The sequence below is a fragment of the Parvibaculum lavamentivorans DS-1 genome (genome assembly GCF_000017565.1).
Taxonomy (GTDB): Bacteria; Pseudomonadota; Alphaproteobacteria; order Parvibaculales; family Parvibaculaceae; genus Parvibaculum; species Parvibaculum lavamentivorans.
Genome location: NC_009719.1, coordinates 2007031 through 2026776 on the forward strand (window position 1 = coordinate 2007031; position 19746 = coordinate 2026776).

Here is a 19746-nt window from a genome sequence, read left to right on the forward strand (position 1 = left end):
CTATGGCCGTATGATCGGCGGCTGTGACGAGGGGCTACTCACCACGACACCACCGGCCGTCGGATATCGTGTGCGGATGCAGGTCTCGGCTGGAGGGAGGTGGCCAACATTGATGAGACACTCGGCCGAGGCGAAAAGCACGCGAAAGCTCTGTTTGAGCGCGGTCCTGTCCGTCGCCGTGTGATCCAACTCGTTAAGAGAATTAACCGCGTATTCAACATGTCTCGCTAGCTTGCGGGCATGTTGAGGGTCATTGGCTGCATCACTCAGGAACACGATCTAGGGCTCGTCGTTTTGGCGGGCGGCTTGTGCCTGTTCGCCTGCTTCACCGCCATGAACATGCTGGGCAGGGCCAAACTCGCGCAGGGCCGAGTGCGGACGCTCTGGCTGATGGCGGCAGGGGGCGTAGCAGGAAGCGGCATCTGGGCGACGCATTTCGTCGCGATGCTTGCGTTCAAGTCCATCCTGCCCGTGAACTACGAGATTGGCTTGACCTTCTTCTCCGCCTTGATCGCCATCGTGTTGTGCGGGGTGGGGTTTGCGATTGTTCTCGGGAGGCCCGGCCCCTTGGCCGGGGGTGCCCTGATCGGTGCGGCCATCAGCGCCATGCATTTCACGGGCATGACCGCCGTCCGGATTCCGGCCGATCCCGTCTGGGATATGAACTATGTCGTCGCGGCCGTCGTCATCGGCGTACTGACGAGCGCGGGCGCCATGCATGCCGCCATGCGCGTTCCTGCACTTGGTGGCATCTTGGTGGGATCGCTTCTCTTCACCATCGCGATTTGCGCCACACACTTCACGGCAATGACGGCGCTCACCTATGTGCCGGACCCGACCATCGTCGTAACGGATGTTGTCGCGGAACCCGGCATGATCGCCATCGCGATCGCGACCGTTACATTCCTGATCATTGCGCTCGGCCTGGTCGGCGCCTTGGTGGACAATTATCTGGCTCAACGCGCGTCTGGTGAAGCGGAACGCATGCGCGTCTATATCGCCGAACTCGAAGCGACAAAGCAGGAATTGATCGCCGCCAAGGATCAGGCTGAAGCGGGAAATCGCGCCAAGTCCGACTTTCTCGCCAATATGAGCCATGAGATTCGTACGCCCATGAACGGCGTACTGGGCATGACGGAATTGCTGCTCACCACGGCGTTGAACGCCGAGCAGCGAAAATTCGCCGAGACCGTTCGAGAGTCCGGGGAAGCCTTGCTGACCATCGTCAACGATATTCTCGATGTGTCCAAGCTGGAGGCCGGTCGTCTCGAGCTCGATCATATCGACTTCGATCTGGTCAACACGGTCGAAAGCGCGATCAGCCTGATGGCGGCGCGGGCGGCGGAAAAACAGATCGATCTCGGCGCCTATATCGAGCCGGCCGCGCGGGGCATTTACCGCGGCGATCCCGCGCGTCTGCGCCAGGTCCTGTTGAATCTCATCGGCAACGCCATCAAGTTCACCGAGAAGGGCGGCGTCGCCGTGCGGGTGTCGGTTTACCGCGTCGAGGATCCCCAGACAAAGGCGTCTCATCTGCGTTTTGAAGTGCATGACACGGGCATTGGCATTCCCGAGGACGTCTGCGGCAGGTTGTTTCAGAAATTCAGCCAGGCTGACAGCTCCGTTACACGGCGCTATGGCGGCACCGGCCTGGGTCTTGCGATCTGCAAGCAGATCGTCGAATTGATGGATGGCAATATCGGCGTCAACAGCCGGGTCGGGGCGGGTTCGACGTTCTGGTTCCAGTTATCGCTTGTACGCTCGGCCGCCCACCTGCCCGATCTCAGCCGCCTGCCTGTCTATCTCGAGAAGCTCAAAGTGCTGGTCGTCGATGACGTTCCAGTGAACCTCGACGTCCTGACCTCTCAACTGGGCACCTATGGCATTACCGTCACCAGAGCCGAAGATGGTTTTGCCGCGCAGGCCGAGCTGGAAAGGGCATGGCATGCCGGTCATCCATATGACATTGCCTTCCTCGATCAGATGATGCCCGGCATCTCGGGCGAAGACCTTGCCTCGCGCATTCGCAACAATCCCGATCTCGCCGATATGAAGCTGGTACTCGTCTCATCGGCAGGCTCTCATGCGAGCAAGCTTCACGAGGAAAACGACACGCTGGATGCCCGCGTTGAAAAGCCGTTGAGGCAGCATGAGCTGCTGGATTGTCTGATGCGCGTCTATAGCGGAGCGCCGCTCGTCGATTCGAGTTCAGCGCATAATCGAGACGTGCTTGAGGACGGCGCGGCGACGTCCGCCCGTACCTTGCGGATTCTGCTGGCGGAGGACAACAAGATCAACCAGAAGGTCGCTCTGGCGATGCTCGAACAGCTGGGGCATAGCGTGACCATTGCGGAGAACGGATTGCAGGCCGTCGATGCCGTTCGCCGTGGGCATTTCGACGTGGTGCTCATGGACATTCAGATGCCGGAGCTCGATGGCGTTGGCGCCACGCGGGGCATTCGAGCCTTGCCGGCGCCGAAATGCGACATCCCCATCATCGCGATGACGGCCAATGCGATGGAAGGCGCCGAGCGGAAATATCTGGATTGCGGCATGGACGACTACATATCCAAGCCGGTGCGCCGGGACATTCTTTTCGCCAAGCTTGCCAAAGTGTCCGCCGCGTTGCCCGCGCAGCCGCCTGCGTCCGACGCAGTCGCGAATGAAGAGCTATCCGGCGATCCTGCCACCTTGGCAATCGAGGAAGGACTCGCCGACCTCGATGTGGCGTCACTGGAGAACCTTTTGTCTGTGCTCTCGATGTCGGATTTGCGAGAGTTGCTCGATCTCTATCTGAGCGACACGGAAGAACGGATTGCAACGATCCGGGAGGCGAACGGCCGTGCCGATCTTGAGGGGATGATGGCCGCTGCTCATGTCATTGTCGGAACGGCGGGCGAAATCGGTGCCAGGCGGGAAAGCGCGGCCGCGCGGTTGCTTGAAAAAGCATGCCGGGCTGGCGACCTGGACGCCGCGCACCGCCTTATGGACACGTTGTTCTCGGCTCATGACGCGGCCTCTCGTGCGGTGCGCGGCTGGCTGGCGGCGAATGCCGAGGCTGTTCACGCTGTCCGTCTCTGAAATCTCAGTCGCGGGAGAGCTCGCTGGGAGGATTGCTTGTCTGGGCGTGTGAACACCTCGCGTATGTTCGCGCGCCATACCTTGTTCAGACTTACGCCGCGCACCGCTTTGTCTTTGCTGCAGGAATTGGCGGCAAAGCTTGGTGGAGATCGAGGGCCTTATATTCAGCGTCGGCACCGGCTCTCATATTTGCCGAATAATACTATTCTAGATCCTCCGATGTGGGTGAATTTATTCAAATCTTGTTCACGCCCTCGGAATCTCACACTCTGTCAGCCGCAAGTATCGGTGGTTGCGGGCCCCCGCAACCAAATATATAAAAAGCCCATCGGATTTTCCGATGGGCTTTTTGCTTTTGTATTGCTCAGTGATCATATTTTGCGGAGCCGTGCGCGCGGTTCGCCGTTGAGCATGCTTTGGATGTTGTCGATGTATGTCAGCATGCGGGAGAAGCCGTCTTCGGTTAGCTCCACGAAGACGCGCCGCCCGTCTGCCTCGTCCCGTTTGCGGGCCGCGAGCCCTTGGGAGACGAGATCGCCGATACGCCGGAGGGCGGTGGTAGCCGGTACCCGGGAAGCGATACAAAGACTCGATACGGACACACGCTTTCCCGCCAGCCGCGCATAGGTCAGATCGAGCAGCATGTCCCAGGCGGGGTCCGAGAACAGCCCTTCTGGAAAGTAGTTCTGGCGCGCAGAGCAGAGCTCGATCAGGCTTCGCGTCCAATGACGGTTTGCATCTTCCTCCGACAGCAACTGGCCGGCGGCGGCCTGGCCGCTGCGGGGTGGTGGAGCCGGTTGGAGCATAGGCTGCGCTGCCCGGCCGGTGGCAGGAAGCTCCCGTCCTTCGCCGCTGCCGAGGCGATCGGCAATCCGAATGAGATTTCCGAGAGCGGCGGGCACCTCGCCATGGCAGAGCGCGCCGACGATATTGCGGGTCCGGACGAGAATGTCCTCTGCATCGGCGCGAATTGCGGCGGAAAGCATGGCGAGGCGGTGCTGTTCGGCCGATTTTTCGATGGCGTCGCCCAATGCCTCACCGAGGTCACGGCTGTCGCAAGGGGCGGCGAGGACCGACCAGGAACTGAAGTGCCGCAGCTGCGTGAGGAGCGGCGTCGTTACAGGTCCGCTTGTGACCAGCAGGAGGTGCAGCCATGCGTGTCCGGGCAGCTGGGAGCAATTGCGCGCAAGATCGCGCAGCAGCGGATCGTCGCCCGATGAGGCGGCGATGACGACCACCCGAACCTCCTGGTCGCGAAGCAGGCGGTCTTTCACAGCGCCGCGCGAGCCTGCGATCTGCCACGATAAATTGAGGGGCTGATCTGCCGCGGGGGCCGCGTTCCAATCCCGCAGGCGCTCGGCGCAATCGGGGTCGACCAGCGTTATTACTGCGGGGGTTGGAAGGTTCTGCGTAATGGGGATCATTGCATAGACCTTTTTTAGTAGGCGAATCGGAGTGCGTTCAACCACAATGACACACATAAAAAGGTTTATACAACTTTAAATATATAAGACTAGCTCAAATGGTGTATTCCGCCATTGCGGTACCGGATCGGACCTACCGAAATCTGGCGGAAATCAGCCAGCTTTCCTATGCCGACCGATCCTGGCGGCAGGGTTTATTTGCGGGGAAAATCCATTATGGTGGCCCCAGTTTTGATCCCGCCGGAAGGTTGTCGCAATGAAGAGTATGGTGCCCCGGCTGGATTTTGCCGAAGCGGCGAAGGGCGTCATTGCGATGGCGCGGTTTGCCGGCGCGCGGGGCTGGGTACCGGCGACGAGCGGGAATTTTTCCGTCCGTATGAATGAGCTAAGCGCGGCGCTGACGGCCACGGGCGCGAACAAAGCCGAGCTGGACGAGAATGGTGTGATCGAGGCGGAAATCGCCGGGGCGAAGCATCCCCGAGCCTCCGCCGAAGCGCCGTTGCATCTCGCCCGCTACCGCGCAGCGCCCGGCATTGGAGCGATCTCTCACATGCACAGCATGGCGGCGACCGTCCTTTCGCGGCGGCATGCCGGGACGGGTGCGGTGCGGCTTGAAGGCTGGGAGCTGATGAAGGCGTTTGCCGGGGTCACGACGCATGACATGTCGATAGATATCCCCATCGTGCCGAACGACCAGGATACTGACCGCCTTGCCGCCCTTGTCGAGGAGCGGCTGGACAAGGACAGCATCTGCCCCGGTTATCTCATTGCCGGACACGGCCTATATGTTTGGGGCGCGAGCGCCGCGGAGACGATACGCCATATGGAAGCTTTCGATTTTCTGCTCACCGCCCAGCTTCACGAGGAGAGCGCAAGATGACCCATCTCACCGTTTATCCGGATACCGATCCGGCGACCGTGTTGCTCGATACGAGAGACGGGGCGGAGATTGCCGCATCGCTTTCCGGCATTGGCGTTGTGTTCGAGCGCTGGGATGCACCGCATGCGCTTGGCGAAGATGCGGACCAGACGGCCGTGCTTGCCGCCTATGAAGCCGATGTGAAGAGGCTCATGGATGAGGGCGGGTACAAGAGCGTCGATGTCGTTCGCGTGAAGCCGGACAATCCGAACCGCGCGGAAATGCGCCAGAAATTCCTCGCCGAACATACGCATGACGATGATGAAGTGCGGTTTTTCGTCGAGGGTGCCGGCGCCTTCTATTTGCGGAAGGATGGCCGTGTCTACCGCGTCGTTTGCGAGCGCAACGATCTCATTTCGGTGCCGGCCGGTACGACCCATTGGTTCGATACGGGCGCGGCACCGCATTTCTGTGCGATCCGCATTTTCACATCGCCGGAGGGCTGGGTCGGTCATTTCACGGGCGACGATATCGCCACGCGGTTTCCCAAGTTCGAGAGCGAGCCGCAATGACGGCTGTTCGCGCCGTCGTCACCGATATTGAGGGCACGACGACGCCCCTCGCCTTTGTGCATGAGGTGTTGTTTCCCTATGCGCGCGCGCGGCTTGCCGACTTCGTGGCGGCGAATGCCGATGACGAGGAAGTGGCCGCGGCGCTTGGCGATGCGCGCGAATTGGGCGGCATTGCAGGGGCCGGCGATGCGGAGACGCTCCAGCTTCTGCTGGCATGGATGGATGAAGACCGGAAGGCCGGACCGCTGAAGCTGCTGCAGGGGCTGATCTGGCGGCATGGCTATGAAGAGGGCGTGCTGAAGGGCGAGATCTATGCCGATGCGGCGGCGGCGCTGCGGCTCTGGCACGGCAGAGGCCTGCGGCTGTTCGTCTATTCCTCGGGATCGGAAGCCGCGCAGCGGCTGATCTTCGGCCATTCGGACCAGGGCGATCTCGGCCCTTGTTTTGAAGGTTATTTCGATACGCGGATCGGCGCGAAAGTCGACAGCGCATCCTATGCGGCGATCGCGCAGAGTGCCGGCCTGCCGACGCGGGAAGTGCTCTTTCTTTCGGATCATGAAGGAGAGATCAAGGCGGCGCGGGAGGCGGGAATGCAGGCGGTTACAATCGACCGCACCCTTCAGGAAGAGGCGTGGATGGAAGGGCCAAAGGCCGGATCCTTCAGCGCCGTCGAGAGGGCGCTGGCGCCGGGCAAGAGCGCATAAAAATGGCCCGGCCGCGCTGCCGGCCGGGCCATTCCTTATTTGATTTCAAAGACTTGTCAGCACTTTCCTTCTTCGCGGCAGCCCTTGTAGGCACCGCCCGCCGCGCCAACCGCACCGCCGATCACGGCGCCTGTGGTGGCGGAACCGCCGGTAATGGCGCCTGCCGCGGCGCCGACGCCGGCACCGATGGCGCCGCCGGAAAGGGCGCCCGACTCCGTTCTGTTGAGGTCGGTGCAGCCTGCCGTCATCAGAAAGGCGGCGGCTGTCAGAGCCAGAGATGTCTTCATCATCGCTTATACCTCCTGTCCTGCCTTAACTGCCTGTAATGGTAGGGCGGGCGCAACCGAAGAGAAGGGCAGGAATTGGGCATTTAATGGCCGATTCCGGGGCGTTGCGCTTGCAGGATTGCATGGGCTCGCGGATGATCCGGCCGTGACAATGGATTTCAAACCAGAAGGCCCGAGCGGCGATCGCCTGGAAACGGGGGATGAGAAGGAGGCCGGACGCGGCCCCTGGAAGCGGGCTGGGCTGTGGGCGGCGCGGGCGCTGCTGCTGCTGTTTTTCGGGCCGGCCTTAGTTCTTTTGGTCTATATGATTGTCCCGCCGCCGGTGACGCCGCTGATGCTGATAAGGGCGGTGGAAGGACACGGAATTTCCAAGTCGTGGCAGCCACTTAGCGAGATTTCCCCGAACCTTCAGCGGGCCGTGATTGCGGCTGAAGATAGTAAATTCTGTCAGCATGGAGGCTTCGACTGGGAGGCCGTCGATACCGCCATCGAAAGGCTGCGTGGCGGTGGGCGCGTGGTGGGGGCCAGCACCATCAGCATGCAGACCTCGAAGAACCTGTTTCTGTGGCCGGGGCGGACTTTTCTGAGGAAAGGCGGCGAGGCCTATATCACCGTGTGGCTGGAAACGCTGCTTTCCAAGAAGCGGATCCTGGAGCTTTACCTCAATGTGATCGAGTTCGGGCCCGGCATATATGGGGCGGAAGCGGCGGCGCGGCACTATTACGGCGTCAGTGCGGGACAACTCAGCCATGCGCAGGCGGCACAACTGGCGGCGGTGCTGCCGAGCCCGCTGACGCGGCGGCCGTCGAACACCGGCTATGCGGGCACGATTTCGGCGCGGATGAACTCGGTTCAGCTCGGCAAGCACGGTCCGTGCGACTGAGATTTCCGGCTGACTGTCACAATTGGAAAAGGGCGGACATCCGGGGTTTTTCGGAAGCGGGTTTTGACCGTCATTGAACTGTCATCGAACTGCCATGAAGGGCGCGCGGATTTTGTCCGTGGGCGGATTATGCGCGATTTATCCCCGACCGGGGACAGGCGCGTGCGCGGGGGCCGCGAGGCCCATGGATCCCGGCTTTCGCCGGGATGACATGTTTGTTTTAGGCAAGGGCCGGTGAAGACGGAAAGGACGGGGACAAGTCGTGCCGGTTCTCAGCCGTGGGCGGGGTTGTCCCCGGGTTCGTCTTTCGGCGGATGCGTGCCGGGGATATCTCGGCGGCGGGCTTCCAGGGCGGCCAGTGCGCAGAGGTCGGCTTCGGTTTCGGAGAGCTGCCATTCGCGGATGGAGACCATGCGGCCGGCGGCGTAGTCGGCGCGGACGGCAGCGGCGAGGACGCGGTGGGTTTCTTCCATGTCCATGCGCGGGTTCCAGCCATGGGCGCGGAGGCGCTTTTCAAAGCGGCTTTCATAGACCGGGAGCGCCTCGCCGGGGCGGCCATCGCGGAACCAGACCTCACCTAGCTCGGCGGCGCTGGCGGGGTCCGCCAGCAGGGTGATGAAATGGCGCGCGCCGAGGGAGGCGCCTTCCGGGCCGCCGGTGAGGAAAAGGGCGGTGGGGAGCGCCGCGGCGAGAAGGGCGGTGCCGCCCAGGATGACGACGGTGCGGCGCGAGATGGCGGGGCCATGCGCTGCTTCGCCGTGATGTTCCGTATCGTGATGATTTTCTTCCATGACCGGAATCCCTATTGCACGGCGTTGGTCTGCGCGAAGCGAAGCTTCAGGTGATCGGAAAGGCGGAGCGCCAGCGCGACGAGGGTGAGTGTCGGATTGACGGTGCCGCCTGTCGGATAGAGCGACGAACCCGCGATATAGAGGTTCGAGAGGCCGTGGACGCGGCAATTGGCGTCGGTGACGCCTTTCTTCGGATCGGTGGACATGCGCGTCGAGCCGAGGTGATGATTGCCCCAGCCCTCGGCCTCCGTCCATTCGTCGCGCTCCGGGAAGAGGACGCGGACGCGGCCTTCGCCCCAGCCGCCAAAGGCCTGGGCGAGCGCGAGGAGATTGCCGCGCAGGCTTTCGGCATCCGTTTTTTTCAGGCGCCATGAAAGCTTCGTGCGGTTGAGGCCGAGCGCGTCCTTCTGTTCGGAAAGCGTGATGCGGCTTGCCGGGTTCGGCTCCTGCTCGCCGGCGCAGCCGACGCCGAGACGCCAGCCCAGCTCCTCGCCCGTGGCAGGCGTGGAGGTGGTGCTGCGCGCGAGCTGCAACACGGAGGGCATGGTGAAGGCGGCGGGGTCTTTTTCCTCCGGGCCGCGGCCCGTTTCCGCCGTGACGGGCTGCACCATGCCGAAGGTGAGGACGGTGCCCATGCGCCGGCTGCGGCGGAGATAATCTTCCGTGAACATGAGGCAGCCGCGAATGACGCCTTCATCCGTCCGCGTATAGGTGCGGTAGAAGCGGGCGACGAGTTCGGGATCGGTGATGAGGAAGGAGGCGGGCGAGGGGATGTGCGGATGCTCCATGAAGTAGCGGCCGACGACATCATTGCCGTTGCCCAGGCCTTCCTTCTGGACGCTGTTCGAGAGGAGGAGGATGCGCGCATTCTCGATGCCGCCGGCGGCGAGGATGCAGATTTTCGGCTTTACGGTGAAGCGGATGCCGGTGAGCGTGCCCATGCTCAGGCTCTCCACCGTCTTCGCGTTTTCCGAGGGTACGATTTCCAGCACGTTGCTGTTCAGGTAGCAGGTGATGTTTTTCGCGCGCTCTATATCCGGCCGGTATTTCTTTCCGAAGCGGGTGGGCGGGCTGTAGAGGAAGAAGCGCGTTTCGACATCCTTGCCCGCCAGCGGCAGGGGCTCGCCATATTCGGACCAGGCGGCGGCATTGTCGAAATGGCCCGTCGGTATCTGACAGAGCTCGCGGGCGCGGTCGTAAAAGGGATCGAGGGTCTGGCGGTTGATCGGCCAGCCGGAATTCGGCACCCAGTCGCGCTCCTCGAAATCCAGCGGCTCGAGCGGACGGCACCAGCCGCCCCAGTGATTTGTGGTGCCGCCGAAATAGCGCAGCCGCGAGCTTGTGAGCGGATAATCGACGCCGCCCATCTCGCCTTCATAAAGATCCTGCGTTTCGGCATCGAACTCGAAGCCGCCGCTTTCGAGCAGGGCGACGGAAATGCCGGAACCGGCCAGTTCGCGCGCGATCGAGATGCCGGCGGCGCCGGCGCCTATGATGGCGAGATCGGTTTCAACGACTGTTCCCTCGGGAAGGCTGCGTCCGTCGATAAACATGGGGGCTCTGGTCTCCTGGCTTCGGTCCACCTGTTTCTTACCCGGTTTCGCGCCTGAATTGCGGCGGAGGCCGGGCTTTTGTGGGATGGCACCCTAGAATTTACTCCCGGTTTTGGCGGGAAACGAGGACGTTTTCGGCTGGACCGGGCAAGCCCGGCCATGCGAGGTTTCTCCCCAACAAGAATCCCCTTACGGCACCTGCGCCGCCACCGGGGCCGGCCTGCGAAAAGGCCGACCCGGCAGATGTGCAAACGGTCGCGAGCCCGGCAAGGGACGGCAAATCACATGGAGGACGATCATGAAAGAATATCTGAAATTCTACATCAACGGCCAGTGGGTGGACCCCGTCGAGAAGAAGACGCTCGAGGTCATCAACCCGGCCAATGAAGAGCCCTTCGCGCTCATCAGCATGGGCACGTCCAAGGACGTGGACAAGGCTGTCGCCGCCGCGAAGGCCGCCTTCCCGAAATTCTCCACGACGACGAAGCAGGAGCGCATCGAGCTGCTGCAGTCGATCATGGCGGTCTATCAGAAGCGCTATGCGGACATCGCCGCCGCGATCACCGAGGAAATGGGCGCGCCGCAGAAGCTTGCCCAGCATGCGCAGGCGGCCATGGGCATCGCGCATCTCAACACCAATCTCGAAATCCTGAAGAAGTACGAATTCGAGGAAGACAAGGGCCCGACCCGCATCGTGCGCGAGCCGATCGGTGTGTGCGCCTTCATCACGCCCTGGAACTGGCCGATCAACCAGATCACCTGCAAGGTGGCGCCGGCTCTCGCCGTTGGCTGCACCATGGTGCTGAAGCCTTCGGAAGTGGCGCCGATCAATGCCTATATCTTCGCCGAAGTGCTGCATGAAGCGGGCGTGCCGGCGGGCGTGTTCAACCTCGTGAACGGCGACGGTCCGGGCGTCGGCTCGCCGCTCTCGTCGCACCCGGATGTCGACATGGTGTCGTTCACCGGCTCGACGCGGGCGGGCATTCTCGTCTCCAAGGCGGCGGCGGACACGGTGAAGCGCGTCGCGCTCGAACTTGGCGGCAAGTCGGCCAATATCGTTCTGGAAGATGCCGACCTCAACAAGGCGGTGACGGGCTCGGTCTTCGGCATGATGTCGAACTCGGGCCAGAGCTGCAACGCGCCGTCGCGCATGCTGGTGCCCGCATCGAAGCAGGACGAGGTCATCAAGATCGCGAAGGCCGCCGCCGAAAGCGTGAAGGCGGGCGATCCGAACGCGGAAGGCACGACCATCGGCCCCGTCGTTTCGGAAGTGCAGTTCAACAAGATCCAGGCGCTCATCCAGAAGGGCATCGAGGAAGGCGCGACGCTCGTCGCCGGCGGCCCGGGCCGCCCGGAAGGCGTCAACAAGGGCTATTATGTGCGCCCGACCGTGTTCGCCAATGTCACCAACGACATGACCATCGCGCGCGAGGAAATCTTCGGGCCGGTGCTGGCGATCCTCCCCTACAAGAACGAGGAAGAGGCGATCCAGATCGCGAACGACACGGTCTACGGGCTTTCGGGCTATGTGCAGGGCGAACCGGCACATGCGAAGAAGGTGGCGGCGCAGCTCCGCACCGGCAACGTGCATCTGAACCTCGCCGGACCGGACCTCAACGCACCGTTCGGCGGCTACAAGCAGTCGGGCAATGGCCGCGAATGGGGCGAGTTCGGCTTCGAGGAGTTCCTCGAGGTGAAGGCGGTGCTGGGGTATAACGCGGCTTGATGGCTGGCGTTATACGCTGACGATATTCCCGGGTTGGTCCGGGTACGGAAAAGCCGGTCCTGAGAGGGACCGGCTTTTTTCGTTTGGGGGGGAAAGAAGGTGGAAGTGGCCGGATATACATCTTCCGCCAGACAATATAGCTTGATGTGGGGGGGAGCCCATGCCTTACAAAGAATTGTCTCTAGATTCGCTCATAGTGAATCCGGCCAATGACCGGCACGGAGAACTGGAAAACGAAACCGCTGCGATCGCTCAGCTCTTTGCCTCACAAGAGCTGCATATGCGCAGCCTTGCCAAAGATCTTGTGGCAAAAGGTGAGGTTTTTGAGCCTCCCCTTGTCTTTCCTGAGGGGGACAAATTCGTTGTCGCGGACGGCAATCGCCGTACTACATGCCTGAAGTTGCTGGCAAAGCCGCGGCGTGCGCCTACGGTTGATCTGCAGCAATTTTTCGGAGATTTACGAAAGCAGTGGGTGGGAGACTTCCCCGAGACTATTGAATGTCGTGTCGAGAGTGATCGCGACCGTGTGGACGATATTCTCTTCCGCCGTCACACCGGGGTTCAGGGCGGTATCGGCCAGAGTACCTGGAATGATCGGATGAAGAATAATTTCGTCATTCGGACAGGGAAAAGTAGCGGATTGAATGTCGCTGATGAGATTGAAAAGAAGCTCTCGGCATCGGGGATGCTACCCGCCCGAAAGATTCCCCGATCCAACATGAACCGCCTTCTGTCGTCGGAATCTCTGCGGAATCGCTTGGGAATTTCTGTTCGTAGGGGGAAGCTTGAATTCGTTCGAGATGAACAAGCTGCGCTTGAGGCGTTGAGTCGTGTGGCAGCCGACCTTTCCAATCGAGTCATCACTTTGGACGACATTTGGGATACGGAATCTAAATCGGATTACATCGACAAGCTGGACCGCGAAGGCGTCCTTCCGACTGTCGCGGATAAGCCTGCACCCGGCCCTCGCCCGTTGCCACCGTCTTCGACGCCTGCGCCCAATCCGCCCAAGCCAAGTCCGCCTAAACCTGCGGCGTGGCCCCACCTCATTCCGCAGATCGACTACGGGGTGGTGTGGGTTGCGCGCCTCCAACGTCATCACCAAATCTGGGAGGAATTGCAATTTCGGCTGGACCTCTCGGAGCATCCGAATGCGATCTCAGTCTTGCTGCGTGTTCTGCTTGAATTGTCTACCGATAACTACATAAAGCAAGCCAAGTTGGCCTCTGTCTATGACAGTGACAAGCTCTCCCGAAAGGTGGCCAAGGTTGCCGATGACATGGCCGCGAAAGGAAAGATAGACAGAAAATATCTTGGAGCCATCACAAAGCTGCAGCAAGGCGAAGCTCTTGTGTCAGTGGACACTCTCAATCGCTATGTCCACTCACCGAATTTCAGCGTGTCCCCTGAGCATCTGAAAATGTTGTGGGGAACTCTGTCGGACTTTGTGGTGCTTTGCTTGAAGGCCTGAGGGGCTGGTTTGTCCGGGTACGGAAAAGCCGGTCTCGCAAGATGCCGGGTTTTTTGTTTTGGGGGACTCTCGAAGAATTCTTATGCAGCGGGACGCCGCCTGTGGCGGCTACGGGATGCCCGGCTCGAGCCCGGGCATGACGCGTTTGGGGGGGAGGGGCCCGCTGTCTTGAGTGCTGCAGCAAGAGGCGCTGCGAGTGGGTCCCGGCTTTCGCCGGGATGACACTGAGGGGGAGGCGGGGGCCTTTCCGTGAAACCGCTGTCTTTCTTTCCTTACCTCTCACGTAATTGCCGTGCCGACGCAGGTGGGGGAAGGATGGCTCCCATGGATCGACAATCTTTGGGAGCCTGTTCATGTCCGCCCGACTTCTCGTTCTTCTTGCCGTCATTCTTGCCTTCGGGGCGCTGAGTTTCATGGCGTTGATGGAGGCGGGGTATTTCGGGATTTTTGCGCAGCATTTCGAGAATTATGCGGGGATGCAGGTGCTCACCGATCTTGCGATCGTCTGTGTGCTGGCGATTGTCTGGATGGTGCGGGATGCGAAGGTGAGTGGCGTGACGCCCTGGCCGTTCGTGGTGCTGACGCTCGCTGCCGGGGCGTTCGGGATCTTGTTTTATCTGGTGGCGCGGGAGGTGAAGGCGCGGGCGTGAGGGTTTTTTCCTGACGCCGCTCCGCGGCTTCTGGATTGCCGGGTCAAGCCCGGCAATGACGGTGTTGGGAGAGAGGGCGGGGCGTAGTCGCGCTTGCTGAGGGAACCAATGGGTCCCGGCTTTCGCCGGGATGACATTTGTTTTTTGGTTGGGGGCGGAGGGTCGCAGCAGTTTTTCCTGACGCCGCTTTGCGGCTTCTGGATTGCTTCGCCTTCGGCTCGCAATGACGATGTTTTTCTAGAGCAGCTTGCGGCGCTTGCGGGGTTCGTCGACGAAGAACATCAGGATGACGGCGCCGGTCAGCACCGCGATGGAGGCGGCGAAGAGGGCGGGGAAGGAGAGGTTGTGGGCGATGAGGCCGCCCAGCAGCGGGCCGGCCGCCTGCATGAGCGAGGTGGCCGTGTTGAGGACGGCGATGCGCATGGGCAGGTCGTCGCGGGCGCCGAACTCGACGATGATGTTCTGATTGCTGTTCTGGAAGCCGCCTTGCCCCGCGCCGAGGCCCGCGAAGACGAGGGCGAGGCCGAGAAGGTCATGCGTGAAGAGGAGGGCGAGCGTCGATGCCGCCCAGAGGCCGACCGACGACATGAAGACGATGCGGTTGCCGAAGCGGTCGGCGAGCGTGCCCCAGGCGAGGTTGGCGCCCGTCTGCGCAAGCAGGAAGGCGGTGGAGAGCACCGCGAGATTGGTGCCGGAAAGGCCGATGCGCTCGCCCGAATAGAGAATGTAGAAGGGGACCGCCATGGTGCCGAGCGCGGCGAGGCCGGCGGCGAGGTAGAAGCGCGTCAGCGCCTTGTCGGCGCGGAGCATGGCCGGGATTTCGCGGAGGCGGCCGCCGAGCGTGGCGCGGGCGCGGATGGTGGGCGGTTCGGGCTCGCGGACCAGCATCAGCAGCGAGAGGCCGATCGACGTCAGGATGAAGGCGACGAGGAAGGTCGTCGAATAGCCGTTGCCGAAGGCGTCGCCCTCGACGAGATATTTGCCGCCGAGATAGGAGACGCCCGCCGCCGTGAGGCCCGCCGTGAAATTGCGGAAACCGGTGAGGCGGCCGCGCAGCCGCAGCGGGATCACCTTCGCCATCAGCGTGTTGAAGATCACCGCCTGCATGCCGTTGAAGAGGCCGAAGAGGCAGAGGAAGAAGATGGCCGTTATCAGCGCGAGGTTGGGCGGCAGGAAAAAGCCGCCGAGTGCGAGGCCGAGAACGCCAGCGCGCATGCCCCAGCCGATCAGGAGGCCCATCGGCAGGACGCGCTTCCGGTGTTCGATCAGCGTGGCGCCGAAGATCGAGGAGGCGGAGGCGCCGATCCATTGCGCGGCGAGCGCGAGGCCGACGGCGAATTCGGAGCCGGACAGCAGGAAGATATAGGCGGGGACGAAGGTCGGCGCGTTGACGAGGCGGAAGCCGGTCTGGCCGAGCAGGCCGTGGGCGAGGTTCGCGACGTAGTTGCGGGGGAGGTTCCGCTCGATCTCGGCCTCGTAGGCGGCTTCGGCGTCGGCGGCGCGGCGCGCGATCTCGTCTTCGGTCAGCCGGTCGTCCGTTGGGGGTGTCTCCCGGTCCAAGCGCCTGGTCCCTGTTGTTATCTGACTGTTTGTCAGGAGTGGCGTCGGCGTCTTTATAGACTCGTTCGGGCGTTCGGGTCAGTGGGCTTGTGGTCAAAAGTTTCGGGGAGGGTGTTCGCGGGTGAACGGGGCTCAGTCGCGCAGCCATTCCTCGCGGGCGCGGGCGCCGGGGGCCTGGGCCAGGGTTTGGGCGAGCCAGTCCATCAGGGAGCGGGCGGTGCTCTTGCCGTCCGGGCCCAACTCGGTGAGGGCGAAGGGCGGGTTGACGATGATGAGGCCGCAGCCGGTCATGCGGGTGGGGTCGGCGGCCATGATGTGGAGCTCGAGGGCGAGGGTTTTCGCCGGGCCCTCAGCGGCGAGGCGTTCGAGGAAGGCGCCGGAGACCGAGGGGTCCTTCACGGGATACCAGATCATGAAAGTGCCGGTGGCGAAGCGGGCGACGGCTTCGTTCAGCGCATCGACGAGGCGGTCATATTCGTTGCGCTGCTCGAAGGGCGGGTCGATCAGCACGATGCCGCGGCGCTCCTTCGGCGGGAGCATCGCCTTGAGGGCGGTGTAGCCGTCGATGGCGTGGGTCTTCACGCGGGCGTCGCGGCGGAAGCGCGCGGCGAGGGCGGCGGCGTCATCCGGGTGGAGCTCGCAAAAGGCGAGGCGGTCTTCGGGGCGTGCCAGTTTTGCGGCAAGGGCGGGGGAGCCGGGATAGATGTCGAGCGGTGCGGGGAGCGCGGCGAGGTAGGGCGCGAGGGCGGGATGAGGCGCGGGCGCGGCGAGGACGCGGGCGATGCCTTCGCGGAACTCGCCGGTCTTCTGCGCCTCGATGCCGGAGAGGTCGGTTTCGCCGGTGCCGGCATGGGTGTCGAGGACGAAGAAGGGTTTGTCCTTCCGCTTCATGTAGTCGAGCACGAGGGCGAAGACGGCGTGCTTCATCACATCGGCGAAATTGCCGGCGTGGTAGGCGTGGCGGTAATTCATTTGTCCTTCATGGCGCGATGACGCCCGATTTCAGCAGGCTGGGTTCGAAGGGCGTGACGATGGCGCGGTCCGGCGCGACGATCTCCACGCGCTTGCCGGGGTAGTCGATGCGCGTCAGGAGATCGCGGATGACATTGAGGCGGGCGATCTTCTTGTCGCCGGCGCAAACGATGTTCCAGGGCGCGCGGAGGCTGTGGGTGCGGGCGAGCATTTCGTCGCGGGCACGGCTGTAATCGCGCCAATGCTTCAGCGCCACATGGTCGATCGGCGAAACCTTCCACTGTTTCAGCGGATCGCGGGCGCGGGCGGCGAGGCGCGCCTTCTGCTCGGGCTTCGAGATGTCGAGATAATATTTCACCAGCACGATGCCCGATCCGATCAGCATGTCTTCATACATCGGCACCGAATGCATGAAGCGTTCATACTCGTCATCCGTGCAGAACCCCATCACGCGCTCGACGCCGGCGCGGTTGTACCAGCTCCGGTTGAAGAGCACGAGTTCCTGCGCGGCGGGGAGATGCTCGGTGTAACGCTGGAAGTACCATTCGGTCTGTTGCCGGTCCGACGGCTTGCCCAGCGCGACGATGCGGGTTTCGCGCGGGCTCAGATGGGCTGTGATGCGCTTGATGACGCCATCCTTGCCGGCGCCGTCGCGGCCTTCAAAGAGGACCAGCACCTTGAGGCCGTTGGCGATGATCTCGCGCTGGAGCTTCACCAGCTCGACCTGCAGCTCGTAAAGCTCCTCGCGGTAACGCTTGCCGGATATGGATTCCCTCGATTTGGGCTTCGACTTTGCCATGACGCGCCTTTCACGGGTTAGCGGTTTCCGGTCCTGCCCCCCGAGGGCAAGCCTAGACGAATTTGGCGGTGCGGGCTTGATCGGCGGGGAAGATGCGGCTATTGAGAGGTATGTTATAACGTAACATTTAATAGGGGCGGGTTCATGGGATCGCGGGTTTTCGGTATGGCGGCGCAGACGCGGCGCGGGCTTTTCATCGGCACATTGATGGGGGGCGTTTCGATGGCCGCGCTGTGCGCGCTGCCCGCCATAGCGCAAGAAGAGGCGGCCCAGGAAGAGGCGGCGCAGGCGGCGGCCGAAGAAGAGGCCGTGGAACTCGCCCCGGTTTTCGTGACGGCATCGCCGCTGGCCACGCCGCTCGATGAACTCGCTACGCCGGTGACGGTGGTTTCGCGGGACGAGGTGCTGTCCTCGCCCGCCGCGACCATCGGCGCGCTGCTGAAGGACAAGCCCGGCATTACCGAAAGCTCGTTTGCGGCGGGCGCCAGCCGGCCGATCATTCGCGGCCTCGACAATACGCGGGTGCGCGTGCAGGAAAACGGCCTCGGCGCGGGCGATGTGTCGGCGGTGAGCGAGGATCACGGCGTGCCGATCGATCCGCTTTCGGCGGAGCGCGTGGAAGTGGTGCGCGGGCCGGCAACGCTGCGCTATGGCAGCGAGGCGATCGGCGGCGTCGTCAACATCATCAACAACCGCATTCCGACCGAGCTGCCGAAGGATGGCTTCGAGGGCGAGGCGTCGGTTTCCTACGACACGGTGAATGACGGACGGCGCATTTACGGCGAGATGAATGCGGGCGAGGGAAATGTCGTGTTCCATCTCGACAGCTTTGCGCGCAAGACGGACGATTACCGCATTCCCGGCGCGTTCGACCGGCAGACGAATACATGGACGGAAACCTCCGGCATCGCGGGCGGCGCCTCCGTTCTTCTCGACGCGGACGCGTTCAGCGGATATGCGGGCGCGGCCGTCAGCTATTACGACAGCAATTACGGTATACCGGCGGGCGACCCGCTCGACCCGATCCATATCGACATGTGGCAGGCGAAGCTGCAGGTCGCGAGCGAACTCGATTTCAATGGCGGGCCGTTCAGCAAGCTCGCGCTGACCGGCGGCTACAGCGATTATACGCATGGCGAGATCGACAGCGCAGGCGCGACGGGCTCACGCTTCGACAATGAGGAATGGGAAGCGCGCGGCGAGCTGTCGCATCGCGCGGTTGGGCCGTTCACCGGGGCCATCGGCATTCATGCGCGCGGGCGCCAGCTTGAAGCGGCGGGCGAAGGCGGCGAGCTGATCGCGCCTTCGGATACGGACGCCATTGCCGGTTTCATCTTCGAGGAGATGCCGCTTGCGGGCGAATGGTTCAAGCTGCAGGCATCGGGCCGCGCCGAACATGTGAATGTGACGGGCACGGCGCTTGACACGGTGACGGCGCTCGAATTCGACAGCGAGCGGAGCTTCACGCCGCTCAGCTTCGCGGCGGGGCTGGTGGCGAATGCGGGCAATGGCTGGGTGTTCGGCCTCAATGCGCAGCGCGTGGAGCGGGCGCCGGATGCGCTGGAGCTTTATTCCAAGGGGCCTCATGAAGCGACGGAGACTTTCGAGATCGGCGATCCGACACTCGACAAGGAGACCGCGCAGACCTTCGAGCTGACGGCCAAGCGCGTGGGCGATGATTATTCGTTCGAGGCGGCGGTGTTTCACACGAAGTTCAGCGACTTCATATACAAGCGGCTGACCGGCATCACCTGCGACGATGACTTCGCTTCCTGCGGTGTGGGCACGGAACTCGACCAGGTGCTGTTCACGCAGGAGGACGCGACCTTCCGCGGACTGGAAGCGGCGGGCCGCGTGACGCTTGCACGGTGGGGCACGGCGAGGGCCGGGCTCAGCGGCCAGTTCGACATGGTACGCGCGGAGCTTGACGCGGGCGGCGACGTGCCGCGCATTCCGCCGATGCGCGCGGGCGCTGGCGTCTTCTATGCGGATGAGACCGTCGCCGGCGAGTTCGGTTTCCTGCATGCGTTCGAGCAGGACCGGATTTCGGCGAATGAGACGGAGACGGGAAGCTATACGAACCTCAAGGGCGAAATCCGCTATCTCGTGCCGTCCGTCATGGGCGGAAACGCGGCGCTGGAATTCGCGCTGGTGGGCGAGAACCTGCTGGATGAGGACATCCGCAACCATGTGTCGTTCAAGAAGAACGACGTGCTGCAGCCGGGACGTAATGTGCGGCTGGTGGTGACGGCGCGGTTCTGAGGCGATGGCGGCGTTCGCTTCGGCGGGCGCCGCGACTTGCCACATGAGGGGTGGCTCGTTGCGGTTTGCGCCGCGACCCCGCCCCGAAAAATTCTTCGCGTTGCTCGAATTTTGTCGACCCTCCCCCAAGGGGAGGGTGGGAAGGAAGGGGA

Annotated in this window: 16 protein-coding genes; 9 read left to right on the top strand and 7 right to left on the bottom strand. The window is 62.7% G+C overall.

Annotated features, from left to right (window positions below; all coding sequences use genetic code 11):
* The first annotated feature begins 240 nt into the window (after positions 1–240).
* Positions 241–3081, top strand: a complete 2841-nt coding sequence (locus PLAV_RS09380) for a response regulator (protein WP_012110760.1) — start codon at positions 241–243, stop codon at positions 3079–3081.
* A gap of 371 nt (positions 3082–3452) precedes the next feature.
* On the opposite strand, the gene PLAV_RS19885 is transcribed toward PLAV_RS09380, so the two are convergent.
* Positions 3453–4505: a winged helix DNA-binding protein gene (locus PLAV_RS19885; protein WP_012110761.1), complete on the bottom strand. Its 1053-nt coding sequence runs from the start codon at positions 4503–4505 to the stop codon at positions 3453–3455.
* 256 nt (positions 4506–4761) lie between these two features.
* Here PLAV_RS19885 and mtnB point away from each other — a divergent pair, with 256 nt between their 5' ends.
* From mtnB to mtnC, 3 genes are read left to right on the top strand one after another with little or no spacing between them, the layout of a single operon-like run.
* On the top strand, positions 4762–5385 hold the full coding sequence (gene mtnB / locus PLAV_RS09390) for a methylthioribulose 1-phosphate dehydratase (protein ID WP_012110762.1): 624 nt from the start codon (positions 4762–4764) through the stop codon (positions 5383–5385).
* Complete coding sequence (locus PLAV_RS09395; RefSeq protein ID WP_012110763.1) at positions 5382–5936, top strand: 1,2-dihydroxy-3-keto-5-methylthiopentene dioxygenase; 555 nt, start codon at positions 5382–5384, stop codon at positions 5934–5936. The genes mtnB and PLAV_RS09395 overlap by 4 nt, the downstream gene beginning before the upstream one ends.
* On the top strand, positions 5933–6640 hold the full coding sequence (mtnC, locus tag PLAV_RS09400; RefSeq protein ID WP_012110764.1) for an acireductone synthase: 708 nt from the start codon (positions 5933–5935) through the stop codon (positions 6638–6640). Before PLAV_RS09395 ends, mtnC begins: the two co-directional genes overlap by 4 nt.
* A gap of 56 nt (positions 6641–6696) precedes the next feature.
* Here mtnC and PLAV_RS09405 read toward each other — a convergent pair whose 3' ends face one another.
* A complete protein-coding gene (locus PLAV_RS09405; RefSeq protein ID WP_041535926.1) occupies positions 6697–6930 on the bottom strand; it encodes a lipoprotein in 234 nt (77 codons plus the stop codon).
* Between the two features lie 148 nt (positions 6931–7078).
* Here PLAV_RS09405 and mtgA point away from each other — a divergent pair, with 148 nt between their 5' ends.
* Positions 7079–7810 (top strand): monofunctional biosynthetic peptidoglycan transglycosylase, encoded by a 732-nt coding sequence (mtgA, locus tag PLAV_RS09410; RefSeq protein WP_012110766.1) that lies wholly within the window; start codon positions 7079–7081, stop codon positions 7808–7810.
* 272 nt (positions 7811–8082) lie between these two features.
* On the opposite strand, the gene PLAV_RS09415 is transcribed toward mtgA, so the two are convergent.
* Together PLAV_RS09415 and PLAV_RS09420 are read right to left on the bottom strand one after the other, a co-directional pair.
* The gene (locus PLAV_RS09415; protein WP_041535927.1) at positions 8083–8601 is read right to left on the bottom strand and encodes a hypothetical protein; all 519 of its coding nucleotides are present in this window, start codon (positions 8599–8601) and stop codon (positions 8083–8085) included.
* A gap of 11 nt (positions 8602–8612) precedes the next feature.
* Positions 8613–10154 carry an FAD-dependent oxidoreductase gene (locus tag PLAV_RS09420; protein WP_012110768.1) on the bottom strand — a complete coding sequence of 514 codons (1542 nt, stop codon included), beginning with the start codon at positions 10152–10154 and terminating at the stop codon, positions 8613–8615.
* A gap of 298 nt (positions 10155–10452) precedes the next feature.
* Between PLAV_RS09420 and PLAV_RS09425 the strand changes: the two genes are divergently transcribed.
* The 3 genes from PLAV_RS09425 (at position 10453) to PLAV_RS09435 (ending at position 14001) form a co-directional block, all read left to right on the top strand.
* Positions 10453–11880 carry an aldehyde dehydrogenase family protein gene (locus PLAV_RS09425; RefSeq protein WP_012110769.1) on the top strand — a complete coding sequence of 476 codons (1428 nt, stop codon included), beginning with the start codon at positions 10453–10455 and terminating at the stop codon, positions 11878–11880.
* A 160-nt stretch (positions 11881–12040) separates the two neighbouring features.
* Entirely contained in the window at positions 12041–13351 is a 1311-nt protein-coding gene (locus tag PLAV_RS09430) for a hypothetical protein (protein WP_012110770.1), read from the top strand.
* A 353-nt stretch (positions 13352–13704) separates the two neighbouring features.
* Positions 13705–14001 (top strand): DUF2834 domain-containing protein, encoded by a 297-nt coding sequence (locus tag PLAV_RS09435; RefSeq protein ID WP_012110771.1) that lies wholly within the window; start codon positions 13705–13707, stop codon positions 13999–14001.
* Between the two features lie 237 nt (positions 14002–14238).
* On the opposite strand, the gene PLAV_RS09440 is transcribed toward PLAV_RS09435, so the two are convergent.
* The 3 genes from PLAV_RS09440 to ppk2 form a co-directional block, all read right to left on the bottom strand.
* Positions 14239–15561 (bottom strand): MFS transporter, encoded by a 1323-nt coding sequence (locus PLAV_RS09440; RefSeq protein WP_012110772.1) that lies wholly within the window; start codon positions 15559–15561, stop codon positions 14239–14241.
* A gap of 132 nt (positions 15562–15693) precedes the next feature.
* Positions 15694–16533 carry a 23S rRNA (adenine(2030)-N(6))-methyltransferase RlmJ gene (locus PLAV_RS09445; protein ID WP_012110773.1) on the bottom strand — a complete coding sequence of 280 codons (840 nt, stop codon included), beginning with the start codon at positions 16531–16533 and terminating at the stop codon, positions 15694–15696.
* 7 nt (positions 16534–16540) lie between these two features.
* Complete coding sequence (gene ppk2, locus PLAV_RS09450) at positions 16541–17332, bottom strand: polyphosphate kinase 2 (RefSeq protein ID WP_012110774.1); 792 nt, start codon at positions 17330–17332, stop codon at positions 16541–16543.
* A 144-nt stretch (positions 17333–17476) separates the two neighbouring features.
* On the opposite strand from ppk2, the gene PLAV_RS09455 reads away from it, so the two are divergent.
* Complete coding sequence (locus PLAV_RS09455) at positions 17477–19594, top strand: TonB-dependent receptor (protein WP_012110775.1); 2118 nt, start codon at positions 17477–17479, stop codon at positions 19592–19594.
* The last annotated feature ends 152 nt before the right edge of the window (positions 19595–19746 follow it).